Genomic DNA, 13,732 nt, shown 5'->3' on the forward strand with positions numbered 1-13,732 from the left:
TACCCGAGATGAAAAACAACTTGCCCACCGCCGAACAGATCGCCCTGGACTGGAAGAACAATCCCCGCTGGGCCGGTATCCAGCGCAACTATGGCGCCGAAGATGTAGTGCGCCTGCGCGGCACGGTGACGGTGGAACACTCGCTCGCGCGCCGCGGCGCCGAGCGGCTGTGGAAATCGCTGCACAAGGAAGACTTCGTCAACGCATTGGGCGCACTGACCGGCAACCAGGCCATGCAACAGGTGAAAGCCGGCCTGCAGGCGATCTACCTCAGCGGCTGGCAGGTCGCCGCGGATGCGAACGTGGCGGGTGAAATGTACCCGGACCAATCCCTGTACCCGGCCAATTCAGTGCCCTTGGTGGTCAAGCGCATCAACAACTCGCTGCTGCGCGCCGATCAGCTGCACCACGCCGAAGGCAAGGACGAGATCGACTGGATGGCACCGATCGTGGCCGATGCCGAAGCCGGCTTCGGCGGCGTGCTCAATGCTTTCGAATTGATGAAAGCGATGATCGAAGCCGGTGCTGCCGGCGTGCATTTCGAAGATCAATTGGCCTCGGTGAAGAAATGCGGCCACATGGGCGGCAAGGTGTTGGTGCCGACACGCGAAGCCGTAGACAAGCTCAATGCCGCGCGCCTGGCTGCCGACGTACTCGGCGTGCCAACTTTGCTGGTTGCACGCACCGATGCTGACGCCGCCGACCTGCTCACTTCCGACATCGACGATAACGACAAGCCGTTCACCACGGGCGAGCGCACCCTGGAAGGCTTCTTCCGCGTTCGTGCCGGGCTGGAACAGGCGATCAGCCGAGGTCTGGCTTATGCGCCTTACGCCGACCTGGTTTGGTGCGAAACCAGCAAGCCGAACCTGGAAGAAGCACGCCAGTTTGCCGAGGCGATCCACGCCAGGTTCCCCGGCAAACTCCTGGCCTACAACTGCTCGCCCAGCTTCAACTGGAAGAAGAATCTCGACGACGCCACGATCGCGAAGTTCCAGAAGGAGCTGGGCGCCATGGGTTACAAATTCCAATTCATAACGCTGGCAGGATTCCACAGCCTCAACTACGGCATGTTCGACCTTGCGCACGGCTACGCACGCCGACAGATGAGCGCCTTCGTGGAATTGCAGGAGAAGGAATTCGCCGCCGCCGACCGCGGCTTCACCGCGGTGAAGCATCAGCGCGAAGTGGGTACCGGCTATTTCGACGCCGTGACGCAGACCATCCAGCAAGGCAAGTCTTCAACCACCGCCCTGAAGGGCTCCACCGAAGAAGCGCAATTCCATCGGGCATCTGCAGCCTGATGATCACTCGTCCTCCCCCGCCGCACGGGGGAGGACATCGATCAGGCGGAAGCTTCCGGCGGCACCAATGCAATCACTGTCCAGCCGGGACGCGGCTCGAGCTCGCGCCGTTCCGCCGCAACGCGCAATACGCCTTTTTCATCGATACCGAACATCAGGATCGACGTCGAACCGTATTGCTCGATGAAGTGCGGCCAATCGAAGGTAGCGGTAAGCCCGGTGGATTTGATTCGCCAGCCGCGTATCAGCCATTCGGCAAAACGCGCGTGGGTCATGCCCTCTTCGAACAAAGCCGGTACCAGCAGGCGATCGTTGAGTGCGTTGCGGTGATTGGTTTCCTGAGGCGCAAGGTTGCGCAACCGATACACCTTCTCGCGCCCGAACTCCTGTTGATAGTGCAGGCATGCAAGCGAATTGCGTTCCCGATGCGTGGACAAGCCCAGCATCTGGCCGATACCGGCAAGCACCAGATGGCGGTCGGCATGCGCGGAGGCCGGGTTCCCGTAGAACGTACTCAAGCCTTCCATGCGTGCGCGGCGAATGCCATCCCAATCGTCGTCGGCCAGCAAGATGTGAAAACCCGCTTCGCTTAGCGCCTTTCCAATGGCACGGGCCACGGCATCGGATCCAAAGATCAGCACGCCACGCGGATCGGGCTCGGCCACCTTCAGCCAGCGCGCCAGCGGTCGCGCCGTGGCGCTTTGCAAAACCACTGTGCCGATGATGAGGATGAAGACCAGCGGCACCAGCACCTCGCTGCCGGCAACACCCAGGTGCGACAAGCGCAACGCGAACAGCGCCGATACCGAAGCCGCCACGATGCCGCGCGGCGCCACCCACGAAATCAACGCGCGATCGCGCCACCCCATGCCGCTACCGATGCTGGAAACGAGGACGGTAATCGGCCGCACTACGAATTGCGCGACGAGAAAAATCGCGATGCCCGCCCACAGCGTGCCGGGCGGCAACGGCCAGCTCAATCGCGCCGCCAGCAAAATGAAAAGCATCGACACCAGGAGCACGGTGAGGTGCTCCTTGAAATCCAGAATGTCGTCGACGTGCACGTCGCGCAAGTTGCCCAGGGCAATGCCCATGATCGTGACGGTCAACAGACCGGAGTCGTGGGCAATCGTGTTGGACAGCGTGAACGACAACAGCACAATGGCCAGCGTGCCGTAGTTCTGCAGGTATTCGGGGATGAACTGCCTTCGCAACAGAAAAGCCAGGGCAAGCGCGGCAACACCGCCGCAAATGACACCGCCCAGCACCGTACCCAGGAAGACGCCGACGGCATGACCCTGGTGACGGGACACGATGGCTTCGTAGATCAACACCGCAAACAGTGCCCCGAGCGGATCGATCACGATGCCTTCCCAGCGCAAGGTATTGGCAATCCGCGCGTTCGGCCGCAACGTACGCAGCATCGGCATGATCACCGTCGGACCTGTGACACAGGTCAGCGCGCCGAACAGCAGCGAAAGATCCCAGCCCAGGCCTGCCAGGTAGTGCGCAGCCGCCGCGAGCAGGAGCAGCGCCACCACGGCTCCATAGCTGACCAGGCCGCGCACTACGTGCCCGATGCCGGACAACTCGCTGAAGCGCAGTGTGAGGCTCCCCTCGAACAGGATCAGTGCGACGGACAGCGAGACGACGGGAAACAGCAGCGGACCGAGCAGCTTGTCCGGATCGAGCACGTGCCCTATCGGGCCCAGCACGATACCTGCCAGCAACAAGAACAGGATGGCCGGCAATTTGACCCGCCAGGCGAGCCATTGCGCAAAGAATCCGATGGCCAGCATCCCCGTCAGCATCAAGCCGATTTCGATCGTCACGTGCGCCCCCTTTGCGGCACGTCCGGGCTGCCGTGTTGCAACATAAACATAGCGGGGAATCCGGGTCTAGTCTGACAACAACGATAGGCGCCGGTATTGCAATGCCTCGGCCAGATGCTGGCGATCCAGCGCCGCGGCGCCATTGTCGAGATCGGCAATGGTGCGTGCCACGCGCAAGGTCCGGTGGTAAGCGCGTGCCGATAACCCCAATCGTTCGAGCGCTGCATCGAACCAGCGGCGCTCGGCCGGACCCAAGGCACAGTCGCGCTCCAGTTCGCGCGTGCTGATCTCTGCATTGGGACGGCCGGCGCGCGCGAGCGCGTGTTGGCGCGAGCGCATGACGCGTTTGCGCATCGTTGCCGAATCTTCGGCCTGCAAGGTGCGCGGCGCACCCAGCTCGGCCAATGGCACGCCCAGCACTTCCACGCACAGGTCGATGCGGTCCAGCAGTGGGCCCGAAATGCGCGAGCGGTAGCGTTGAACCTGGTCCGGCGTACAGCGGCAGCGTTGACGCGCATCGCCTGCATAACCGCAGGGGCACGGATTCATCGCGGCCACGAGCTGGAACTGGGCGGGAAAGCTCAACTGACGGGCCGCACGCGAGATCAGGATCTGGCCCGACTCCATGGGCTCGCGCAGCACTTCCAAGACGTGGCGACTGAACTCGGGAAGCTCGTCCAGGAACAGTACGCCGTTGTGCGCCAGCGAGATCTCGCCAGGTCGCGGTTGCGAACCGCCGCCTACGAGGGCGACGGCGGAGGCGGTATGGTGAGGTGCACGGAAGGGGCGCCGGCGCCAGTGGGCGGGGTCCACCGGATGCCCGGCGACCGACAGGATGGCGCAGGTTTCCAGCGCCTCAGATTCGCTCAACGGCGGCAGGATGCCGGGCAGGCGTTCCGCCAGCATGGTCTTGCCGGTGCCGGGCGGGCCCATCAGCAACAGGTGATGTCCGCCGACTGCAGCTATTTCCAGTGCGCGGCGGGCCTGCAATTGGCCGCGCACGTCGATCATGTCCGGACCGGGCTCGTCGGCCTGCAGGGTCAGTGATGCGGTAGGCGGGGGCAGCTCCTGGACGCCCCGCAGCCACCCGCAAACGTCGGTGAGGCTGTCGGCGACCCGTACGTCGACCTCGGGAATCAGGGCCGCTTCGTCGGCATTGGCCCGCGGCACCACCACCCGGCGACCACGCGCCCTGGCGCGAAGCAAGGCCGGCAACACGCCGGAAACCGGGCGCAACTGGCCGGAGAGCGCCAATTCCCCCAGAAATTCGCAATCATCGAGTTTTTCGCGCGGCACCTGATGGCCCGCCGCCAGAATGCCCAGCGCAATGGCCAGGTCGAAACGGCCACCGTCCTTGGGCAGCTCGGCCGGCGCGAGATTCACCGTCACCTTGCGGTTGGGGTATTCAAATGCGGCACTCTGGATGGCCACGCGGACCCGATCCCGCGCTTCGCGGACCGCCGCCTCGGGCAGGCCAACGATGTGGGTGCTGGGCAGACCACCGGAAAGATGCACCTCCACCATCACTTGTGGTGCGGCAACGCCCTCCTGGGCACGGCTTAGCGTGACGGCCAGGCTCATCGAATACCGTGAAGATGCAGGTCAGCGGAGTCGCTGATTGAACGGTCCATCGCGCGACTCCACGACAATCGAAGCGGAAAAACGGCCGCCCCCGACTCCTTGGGGTGATGGTGACGAATCGGGGGCGGCTACCGGAACTGGCTATGCCCGTTGAGGGGGCACGCCGGCTTCCAGCTCCGCCACGCGCTTCTCGAGTTCCTCGACCCTGGCGCGGGTACGCGCCAATACCTGGGTCTGAACATCGAATTCCTCTCGGGTAACTAGTTCGAGATGGCGCAATCCCTGCGCCAAGATATCGCGAAAATTGGCACGCATATCCTTATGCGCGTCTGCCAGCCCTGGCGGAACCAACGAAACAAGTCGATGGACAATTTGATCGATATCCTGCCTGCCCGTCATGGTAGGCACCTCGAACCCGTCGAATGAAAGTCTAAAGAGAATCGCAAAAGGTCCACCATCGGCCGGCTCCATCAAAAGATGTAGGCATTTTCCTACAAGGCGGGCTTGCGTGCTTTCCATCACACTGCGTGTATGCTCTGCACCGCGTAACCAGGCCCATGGGGGCCTGCCGAGGAAATTCCATGAAATTGGTTGTGGCTGTCATCAAACCCTTCAAGCTGGACGATGTCCGCGAAGCCTTGGCCGAAGTCGGCGTCCAGGGGATCACCGTGACTGAAGTGAAGGGCTTCGGTCGCCAGAAAGGCCATACCGAGCTTTATCGGGGCGCGGAATACGTGGTGGATTTCCTGCCCAAGATCAAGCTGGAAGTGGCCGTGCCCGACGACCAGCTCGACCGGGTGGTGGAAGCCATTACCCAGTCGGCGCGCACCGGCAAGATCGGCGACGGCAAGATCTTTGTCAGCAGCCTCGAGCAGGTGATCCGCATCCGCACCGGCGAACTGGATCACGACGCCCTGTAAGCTCAACCAGCCGCCCGCCCCCGCAAAATGCGCTGATGGTGAATCAGCAGGCCCGCGTAATAGCAGATGTAATACCCGACAAACAGGCCGAACATGGCCAATGTCAGCGGGCTCTGCCCCATGTCGGGGCCGTGGATCGGCGGTGTGCCGCCGGTCGGATCCTGCATCTGGGGTGACAGCATGGCGAAGCGCCACAGCAACCTCACCAGCAGCAATGCCGTGACGAATGTCCCCACGTAGGGATTGGGGACGTAGCAATCGCCCTTGACCGGGTCGACCTGGAACCGACTGAGCCGCAAGCCAAGCAGGCCCAGGGCAACGCCCGCCAGCACGCCGCTGGCCAGGCCGCCCAACAGATGCGCGTCGCGCATGGCAAACGAGGCGGAAAGACAGCCCAGCACGGCAAAGACGAAAATGCGGAAAGTCATCTGGTTGCGCCGGATCGGCTGCAGGCCGAACTGGCGACGCACTCGCCGCCAGACGAGAAGCGCCACCACCGGAATCAAGATCAGCGGCATCGTGGAATGAGGTGTCATCACGCAACCCTGCGCCAGGAGGATGCCGCCAGCTTAGCAATCGCCCCGGAGACAGACGACTGACGTCTGTCATCCCTTTTTTGGGACTACTTGGCCTTGCCCTGGTTGGCCACGGCAGCCATTTTCGCGGCGATCGCGTCGGCGTCGCCCAGGTAGTAGTGACGCAGCGGCTTGAGCTCGTCGTCGAATTCGTAGACCAGCGGCACGCCGTTGGGGATGTTCAATTCGACGATGGCATCATCGGAAATGCCGTCGAGGTATTTCACCAGCGCGCGGATGGAATTGCCGTGCGCCACCAACAGCACGCGCTGGCCGCCGCTGATCGCGGGGGCGAGCACCTCGTTCCAGTAGGGCATTACCCGGGCCACGGTGTCCTTGAGGCACTCGGTGTCGGGAATCAGCTTGGGGTCCAGGGTGGTGTAGCGCGGATCGCGCAGCGACGGGTTGGCGGCACGGTCCAGGGCCGGCGGCGGAATATCGTAGCTGCGGCGCCAGACCTTGACCTGGTCCTCGCCGTACTTCGCCGCGGTTTCGGCTTTGTTGAGCCCGGTAAGCGCGCCGTAGTGGCGCTCGTTGAGGCGCCAGTCGGTCATCACCGGGATCCACATCTGGTCCATCGCGTCCTGCACGTGCCACAAGGTGCGCACGGCACGCTTGAGTACGGACGTATGCGCCACGTCGAAGTGATAGCCGGCCTGGACCAGCAGCTCGCCGGCCTCCCTGGCCTCGGCCGCGCCTTGTTCGGTGATATCGACATCCGCCCAGCCGCTGAAGCGGTTTTCGAGGTTCCACTGAGACTGGCCGTGACGGATCAATACGAGCTTGTGCATGAGGTCGGTTCGATAAAGTGCGGGGCAAGCGGCCATGGTGAAGCCCCCTCCCACCTCCGTCAATTCCCGCCCCTGTCGGAAGTCACGCTAAACCCGCCGGTCCGTCGAAGCATCCTATGTAGGTCACGCCACTCAGGAGTTTTCTCATGCGTCTGCTTATCTTGGCTTTTGCCCTGCTTCCCCTCGCCGCCATGGCCCAGGACATCGACAAGACCAACGGGGCCGCCGAAGTCGGGCCCGGCCAGCACGCGGGCAACGTGCACAGCGTGAATGGCTCGGTGCGCATCGAAGACGGCGCCGTGGTGCAGTCCGCCGGTACCGTCAACGGCTCGGTGGAGCTGGGCGCCAACGCACAGGCCACCACGCTGCAGACGGTCAACGGCCGTCTCGAACTGGGCCAGGCCAGTCGCGTCAGCGGCGATATCGAAACCACCAACGGCGGCATTTCGCTGGCATCTCGCGCCGATGTCGCAGGCAGCGCGAGGACGACCAACGGGTCAATCCGACTCGACCAGGCGCACGTCGGCCGAGGCATCGAAACCACCAGCGGCGACATCGTCGTGGGCGAAGGCTCGCGCGTGGACGGCGGCATCCTGATCAACGAAGTGCATGGATGGAATTCGTCCAATCGCGAACCGCACGTCGTGATCGGCCCGCACGCCATCGTCAACGGCACGCTGGAGTTTCGTCGCCCGGTGCGGCTGGACGTCAGCGACAGCGCGCAGATCGGTCCGGTGAAAGGCGCGACCGCCAACACCTTTCATGGCTCGTCGCCTTCCGAGTGACAGCTGCCACGTAGCCCGGCCTTACACCCAATCGCGCGGCTTGAGGTATTCCGCCAGCCGCGCCTCGGGCGAACCCTCGTCCGGACTGTAGGCGTATTCGAAACGCACGCGCGGCGGCAGGCTCATCAGGATCGATTCGGTACGCCCGCCCGATTGCAGGCCAAATAGCGTGCCGCGGTCGTAGACCAGGTTGAATTCCACGTAGCGCCCGCGTCGATACAACTGGAATTCGCGTTCACGCTCGCCGTAAGGCACGTCCTTGCGGCGAGCGACTATCGGCAGATAGCCATCCAGAAATCCCTGCCCTACCGCTTGCGTAAACGCGAAGCAACGTTCGAAACCGCCTTCATTGAGGTCGTCGTAGAACAGGCCGCCTACGCCGCGCGTCTCGCCGCGATGCTTGAGATAGAAATATTCGTCGCACCATTGCTTGTAGCGCGCGTAGACATCGTCGCCATACGGCGCACACGTGTCGCGCGCCACACGATGCCAATGTCGCACATCGTCATCGAAGGGATAGAACGGCGTAAGGTCGAAACCGCCCCCGAACCACCACACCGGCTCCACCCCCGGCTTGCTGGCCTCGAAGTAGCGAACGTTGGCATGCGTCGTGGGAACGTAGGGGTTGCGCGGATGCAGCACCAGCGACACGCCGGTTGCCACGAAACTTCCGCCGGCCAATTCGGGCCGATGCGCGGTGGCGCTGGGCGGCAGCTTGTCGCCGTGCACCAGCGAGAAATTCACGCCGCCTTGCTCGAACACGGCACCATCGCGCAAGACACGCGTGCGGCCCCCGCCGCCCGCCGGACGCGTCCAGGCATCCTCCTGGAAACGGGCCTCGCCATCGACCTTCTCGACAGCGTCGCAGATCCTGTCCTGCAAGGTTCTCAGAAAGCCTTCGGCGCGTTCGACTTGCTCGCTGCTCATCATTCCTGTCCATCGGTACTGACGGTCAAGCTTAGCAAGGCCGTGTCCACCGAGAGAGGCGCCTGGGCGCTACGAGAAGGGTGAACGGCAGCCTCCAAGCCGTCCGAACGATATCTAGGCAATCTTCAGGCCCGTCGCTAGGCTCATGACATGCGCATTACATCCATGCCACTAGCGGTTACGGCATACACCGCCACTTCCGCACTGGGCCTGGGCCTGGATGCCCATCTCCAGGCGCTGCAGCAGCAGCGCAGCGGGTTGCGCCCGAACGACTTCGGCCCGGCGTCGCTGGCCTGTTGGATCGGCCGCGTGACAGCCGTGGAATCGACCTCGCTGCCGGCCTCCCACGCGCAATGGGATTGCCGCAACAACCGCCTGGCCTGGCTCGGCCTCAATCAGGACAGCTTCGTGGCGCGCGTCCACTCGGCCATACATCGCCACGGCACAAGCCGCATCGCCGTGCTGCTCGGCACTTCCACGGCCAGCATCGGCGCCACCGAAGAGGGTTATCGTCGGCTCGAAGACGACTGCCGCCTTCCGGCCGACCTGTACCGCCCGGCCATCCACAACCCGCACTCTCTCTCCGCGTTCGTGGCTTCCGTACTGGATATCCACGGCCCGTGCCAGACCATCTCCACGGCGTGTTCGTCCAGCGCCAAGGTGTTTGCTTGCGCCGAACGCCTCATTCGACTCGGCGTCGTCGACGCGGCGGTGGTGGGCGGCGTCGATTCGTTGTGCGACAGCGTCTTGTACGGTTTCAATGCGCTGGAGCTGGTGTCGCCCGAACCTTGCCGGCCGTTCGATGCAGCACGCCGCGGCATCTCGATCGGCGAAGCCGCCGGCTTCGCCTTGCTCGAACGTGCTGACGCGCTACCCGAAGCCACTCAACAGCTGCTCGGCTACGGCGAATCCAGCGACGCCCACCACATGTCCACTCCCGATCCCAATGGGGCCGGTGCAGAGCTGGCCCTGCGCGACGTATTCGAACGCGCGGGCATCGCGCCGGCGCAGGTGGACTACATCAACCTGCATGGCACCGCGAGCCAGAAAAACGACGCGATGGAAGCCGCCCTGGTCGCGCGCCTGTTTCCCAGCAGCACGCGCGTCAGCTCGACCAAGGGTTTGACCGGTCACACGCTAGGCGCTGCCGGCGTGATCGAGGCGGCCATCGCCTTGCTCGCCCTGCGCGAAGGATTCGTGCCCGGCAATGCAGGCACCCGGTCGCCGGACCCGGCGTGCACGCCTCATTTCGCCTGGCGCAACGAAGCACGCCCGATACGCATCGCGCTAAGCCATTCATTCGGCTTTGGCGGCAGCAATGCCTGCCTGGCTTTTGCGGACACCCGTCGATGAGCGAGCTGCGCGTTCAAGTGGAAGGCATCGGCGCGTGGACTCCGCATGCGACAGGGTGGGATGCCTTCAAGCGCGTGTTTGCCGGCGATCCGCCGAGCGAATTGCCGGCTCGCCCGGCCGCAACGGCACTATCGCCCAATGAGCGTCGCCGTGCGCCTGAAAGCGTGCTCGTTGCCATCGAAGTCGCGGCGCAAGCCATCGCTGCAAGCCAGCGCGCTGGCGGCGACCTGGCTTGCGTGTTCGCATCGGCCTATGGCGACCAGGCCACCACGGACTATATGTGCCGCATACTGGCGCGTGCGCCCGCAGAACTTTCCCCCACGCGCTTCCACAACTCCGTACACAACGCCGCCGCCGGCTACTGGACGATTGCCACCGAATGCCGCGCGCCTTCAACGGCAATGTGCGCGGGACTGGCCACCTTCGGTGCCAGCCTGCTGGAAGCAGCCACTCAAGTGTGCGCGGACCATCGCGCCGTGCTGCTCGTATGCAGCGACACCGTTGGCGTCGGTCCGCTTGGGGAGCTCATCGGATGCCATCTCGCCTTCGGCTGTGCCATGGTGTTGGCACCGTGCACGGACCAAGGCGCGCTCTCGCTACGCCTTACCACGGTTGCGCAAGCACCGAGACACTCGCTGCTTGCGCCCACTTGCATGAAATGGATGTCCGAAAACCCCTCCGCCGCCAGCTTGCCACTGCTTGCCACCTTGGCGCACGGCGGAGGCGACTGCGTGTTGGCGGCTTCCGACCAGTTGGGGCTGCTCGTGCAGACGGAGGTGACTGCGTGAACGACAATCTACGCTGGTGCGTGCTCATCCCGTGCTTGAACGAAGAGAAGGCGATCAGCCAGGTCGTAAAATCGGCACTGCGATTAAGCGTGCCGATCATCGTCATCGACGACGGCTCCGACGACCGCACGCCCGACATCGTCGGCGCCATGCCGGCCACCCTGTTGCGTCACGAGCGGCGCCAAGGCAAGGGCGAAGCCTTGCGCACGGGCTTTCGCGAAGCCTTGCGCCTGGGCTTTGATGCGGTGGTGACCATGGATGGCGACGGCCAGCATCTTGCCGAAGACATCCCGCGCCTGGTCGATGTGGGCAAACGCTTTCCGGATCACATCGTCATCGGCGCGCGGCTGCTGCATCGCGAGCAGCAACCCAAGGGGCGACGCCGCGCCAACGCTTTCGCCGACTGGGGCATTTCATGGGCCTGCGCACAACCCGTGGCGGATACGCAAAGCGGGCAGCGTTGGTATCCGCGCAGCGCATTGGACCTGGTCGAACTGGATGCCGAGAACTTCGTGTTCGAAGCGGCCGTACTGATTGCCGCCTCGCGCGAAAAAGGCCTGGGTATCGTTTCCGTGCCTATCGCTTCGCGTTATGAGGGGTCGTTCCGGTTGAGCCATTTCAGCCCGGTGCGCGACGTCGTGCGGATTGCCGCCTACACCCTCGGCCGGCTGATTCATTACGGCAACATCCGCGCGAGCTACAACCGTTCGCGCGCCCAGCCGCTGGTGATTGACGACAGCTACTCTCAACGCACGGTCTAAGCGTCTTTCTACGCGTCGGTGTACATCACTGCCGTGCGGCCGGAAGCCAACGGCTGGCCATTCTGCAAAACGCTGAATGTGTATTGAGCGCCACGTTCGTCGGCGAACAGGCATTCGGCATGGACGTCCAGCCGTCCTCGCGAAAGCTCCACGTATTCCACCGCCAGATGAACGTCGCGCAGGCTGACGAGCCGACCAGGCCGCATCCTGGCTTCATCGCGACTCGCCGCCAGCAGCGCCGCGTGAACCGCCGATGCCTGCGCGCCGTATTCCGCCAGATGCACGGCATGCAGACCCGCAGCGTAGCGCAGCGGATGGTCGTGCAAGCCGTGCCTTTGGGCGATGGCGTGCACGGTGCGGTCGTTCCAATCCAGCACGTGATCGAGCAGACACATGGCGCCCGCATGCGGAACCAGTTCGGACCAATGAGGCCGCGCAGGCGTACTCACCCTTCAGCCACCGTGTCGGCGGCGGCCAGCGCGATGGCCGGCGATTCTTCCTGCTGCCAGAAGTCGTAGAAATTGAACCAGTTGTAGGGATACAGGCGTGCGTAATGTTCCAACCGTTGCGCATAGCGATGAAGCACACCGTCGAGTGCCTGTTGACGCGACTCGCGCGGAATCTCCACGCGTTCGGCGAACAGCTCGAAGTTGAGGGTGTAGCGACATCCGCCGCGGTACATGCCAAAACACAACACCACCGGAACCTGCAGCGAATTGGCGAGCAGCCAGGGGCCGATCGGAAACGGTGCCGGTTTCCCCAGGAAATCGGTCTTGCGCAACGCTTCGCCGGCGCGGCCGCGATCGGCCAGCAAGGCCACCATGCCTCCGGTACGACAGGTTTCCGCCGCGGCAAGCGTCACGGCCGCGCCACCGCCCGATACGTTGATCACTGCCTTGCCCACTTCAGGAGCAAGCGCCTCCAACAGTTCGGTGATGACTGGCGTCTTGTGCTTGTCCAACAGTACGCGCAGCGGTACTTCCGGACAGCGGGCACCCAGGGCGCGCAACACTTCGAAGCTTCCCTGATGCGAACCGACAAGCAACACGCCCCGGCCTTGCGACAGGCAGAGTTCGAGCTGCTCCAGACCATTCACTTCGATCTCGAATTCCCGCTCGCCGCGAGCCAACAGGTAAATGCGATCGGCCATGGTCACCGCGAAGCAGTGCAGGTGCTTGAGCACCTGCCAGGTGGAGGCACGGCGTCCAAACAGGCGCGTCAGGTACTGGCGGGATGCTCGACGCTCTGCCCCGCGCCGCAGGAAGTAGTACAAGGTGACCGGATAGAGACAACACAGCATGAAGCCGCGACCACAGCGCAAAGCCACGCGGAACAGCAGGCCCAATGAAGCCCGGCTGCCGCCCTCGCGTTGTTCCTGCCAGTGCGCGCTCATGCCGCTCCCTCCACGATGCCACGCGCGAGCAGTTGGCTCTCGCGCAGGATTTCGAAACGGATGCGTCCACTCTTTTCCACCAGCTCAAGCTCCGCCACCTCGCCGGGAAGCAACGGAGCCATGAACTTGGTTTCCACGATCCTGGCCAGCCGCTGGCCGCGCCACGTACGCAGCGCCGTGGCCACGTGTTCAAGCAGCAGCACGCCGGGCACCAATGGCTGCCCCGGAAAGTGACCGGGCAGGCAGGGATGCTCCGGAGGAATGCAGAGCTCCGTTCGATAACGGTGTCCGCTCTGGCTGGACTGGTCCACGTGGAAATACCGGTGAGGAATGCTATTGCGATGATGCTGACCCGACCTGTCAGGCGCCTTAACGCAAAATCAGACGGTTCGTTCCCGTTCCACGTGTTCGCTGAGCGCATGCAAGCTGCTGAAAATGCGCTGGTTGTCCGGATGATCCGAACGCAACTGCATGCCATAGCGCTTGGACACGGCCAGCGCAATTTCCAGCGCATCGATCGAATCCAGTCCCAGGTCACCGCCGAACAGGGGCGCCTGCGGATCGATCTGTGCGGGATCGACCGTCTCCAGATTGAGTGCGTCCACGATCAGGATGGCCAGTTCGTGTTCGGCGGCGGTCTGCGTGGGCATGCGTGTTTCGGTGCTCCGGCTTGCGAGGCCAGCCCCGAGGCTGGAACGGCCGGCCAGTGTAACATAGGGGCC

The 13,732-nt window shown here is 63.8% G+C and carries 16 protein-coding genes; 6 read left to right on the forward strand and 10 right to left on the reverse strand.

Features of this window, described 5'->3' with window-relative positions; all coding sequences use genetic code 11:
• Positions 1-8: 8 nt before the first annotated feature.
• Positions 9-1,304: an isocitrate lyase gene (aceA, locus tag ISS99_RS01430; protein WP_204629781.1), complete on the forward strand. Its 1,296-nt coding sequence runs from the start codon at positions 9-11 to the stop codon at positions 1,302-1,304.
• 41 nt (positions 1,305-1,345) lie between these two features.
• On the opposite strand, the gene ISS99_RS01435 is transcribed toward aceA, so the two are convergent.
• The 3 genes from ISS99_RS01435 to ISS99_RS01445 all read right to left on the reverse strand — a co-directional run bounded on the left by ISS99_RS01435 (position 1,346) and on the right by ISS99_RS01445 (position 5,236).
• Positions 1,346-3,136, reverse strand: coding sequence for a cation:proton antiporter (locus ISS99_RS01435; protein ID WP_204629782.1), 1,791 nt, complete (start codon positions 3,134-3,136; stop codon positions 1,346-1,348).
• A 66-nt stretch (positions 3,137-3,202) separates the two neighbouring features.
• Positions 3,203-4,717 (reverse strand): YifB family Mg chelatase-like AAA ATPase, encoded by a 1,515-nt coding sequence (locus ISS99_RS01440; RefSeq protein ID WP_204629783.1) that lies wholly within the window; start codon positions 4,715-4,717, stop codon positions 3,203-3,205.
• Positions 4,718-4,858: 141 nt separating this feature from the next.
• Entirely contained in the window at positions 4,859-5,236 is a 378-nt protein-coding gene (locus ISS99_RS01445; RefSeq protein WP_306482350.1) for an accessory factor UbiK family protein, read from the reverse strand.
• Positions 5,237-5,298: 62 nt separating this feature from the next.
• Between ISS99_RS01445 and glnK the strand changes: the two genes are divergently transcribed.
• Positions 5,299-5,637 carry a P-II family nitrogen regulator gene (gene glnK, locus ISS99_RS01450; protein ID WP_192554414.1) on the forward strand — a complete coding sequence of 113 codons (339 nt, stop codon included), beginning with the start codon at positions 5,299-5,301 and terminating at the stop codon, positions 5,635-5,637.
• Between the two features lie 2 nt (positions 5,638-5,639).
• Here the strand turns inward: glnK and ISS99_RS01455 are convergent, their stop codons facing one another.
• Both ISS99_RS01455 and gpmA read right to left on the reverse strand, forming a co-directional pair.
• Positions 5,640-6,173, reverse strand: coding sequence for a CcdC protein domain-containing protein (locus ISS99_RS01455; protein ID WP_204629784.1), 534 nt, complete (start codon positions 6,171-6,173; stop codon positions 5,640-5,642).
• A gap of 86 nt (positions 6,174-6,259) precedes the next feature.
• On the reverse strand, positions 6,260-7,003 hold the full coding sequence (gene gpmA / locus ISS99_RS01460; RefSeq protein ID WP_204629785.1) for a 2,3-diphosphoglycerate-dependent phosphoglycerate mutase: 744 nt from the start codon (positions 7,001-7,003) through the stop codon (positions 6,260-6,262).
• Between the two features lie 146 nt (positions 7,004-7,149).
• Here gpmA and ISS99_RS01465 point away from each other — a divergent pair, with 146 nt between their 5' ends.
• The gene (locus ISS99_RS01465; protein ID WP_204629786.1) at positions 7,150-7,788 is read left to right on the forward strand and encodes a DUF4097 family beta strand repeat-containing protein; all 639 of its coding nucleotides are present in this window, start codon (positions 7,150-7,152) and stop codon (positions 7,786-7,788) included.
• 21 nt (positions 7,789-7,809) lie between these two features.
• On the opposite strand, the gene hemF is transcribed toward ISS99_RS01465, so the two are convergent.
• Positions 7,810-8,715 carry an oxygen-dependent coproporphyrinogen oxidase gene (gene hemF, locus ISS99_RS01470; protein WP_204629787.1) on the reverse strand — a complete coding sequence of 302 codons (906 nt, stop codon included), beginning with the start codon at positions 8,713-8,715 and terminating at the stop codon, positions 7,810-7,812.
• Positions 8,716-8,865: 150 nt separating this feature from the next.
• On the opposite strand from hemF, the gene ISS99_RS01475 reads away from it, so the two are divergent.
• The 3 genes from ISS99_RS01475 to ISS99_RS01485 are packed head-to-tail and all read left to right on the forward strand — an operon-like array spanning position 8,866 to position 11,617.
• Complete coding sequence (locus ISS99_RS01475; protein ID WP_239537545.1) at positions 8,866-10,068, forward strand: beta-ketoacyl-ACP synthase; 1,203 nt, start codon at positions 8,866-8,868, stop codon at positions 10,066-10,068.
• Complete coding sequence (locus ISS99_RS01480; RefSeq protein WP_204629788.1) at positions 10,065-10,856, forward strand: beta-ketoacyl synthase chain length factor; 792 nt, start codon at positions 10,065-10,067, stop codon at positions 10,854-10,856. Before ISS99_RS01475 ends, ISS99_RS01480 begins: the two co-directional genes overlap by 4 nt.
• Entirely contained in the window at positions 10,853-11,617 is a 765-nt protein-coding gene (locus ISS99_RS01485) for a glycosyltransferase family 2 protein (protein WP_204629789.1), read from the forward strand. Before ISS99_RS01480 ends, ISS99_RS01485 begins: the two co-directional genes overlap by 4 nt.
• 8 nt (positions 11,618-11,625) lie before the next feature.
• On the opposite strand, the gene ISS99_RS01490 is transcribed toward ISS99_RS01485, so the two are convergent.
• The 4 genes from ISS99_RS01490 to ISS99_RS01505 form a co-directional block, all read right to left on the reverse strand.
• Complete coding sequence (locus ISS99_RS01490; RefSeq protein WP_306482351.1) at positions 11,626-12,066, reverse strand: hotdog family protein; 441 nt, start codon at positions 12,064-12,066, stop codon at positions 11,626-11,628.
• Entirely contained in the window at positions 12,063-13,010 is a 948-nt protein-coding gene (locus tag ISS99_RS01495; protein ID WP_204629791.1) for a lysophospholipid acyltransferase family protein, read from the reverse strand. Before ISS99_RS01495 ends, ISS99_RS01490 begins: the two co-directional genes overlap by 4 nt.
• A complete protein-coding gene (locus ISS99_RS01500) occupies positions 13,007-13,321 on the reverse strand; it encodes an ApeI family dehydratase (RefSeq protein ID WP_204629792.1) in 315 nt (104 codons plus the stop codon). Before ISS99_RS01500 ends, ISS99_RS01495 begins: the two co-directional genes overlap by 4 nt.
• A gap of 69 nt (positions 13,322-13,390) precedes the next feature.
• Positions 13,391-13,660, reverse strand: coding sequence for a phosphopantetheine-binding protein (locus tag ISS99_RS01505; RefSeq protein WP_204629793.1), 270 nt, complete (start codon positions 13,658-13,660; stop codon positions 13,391-13,393).
• Positions 13,661-13,732: the final 72 nt, after the last annotated feature.

Source organism: Dyella mobilis (genome assembly GCF_016904945.1).
Classification (GTDB): Bacteria; Pseudomonadota; Gammaproteobacteria; order Xanthomonadales; family Rhodanobacteraceae; genus Dyella_B; species Dyella_B mobilis.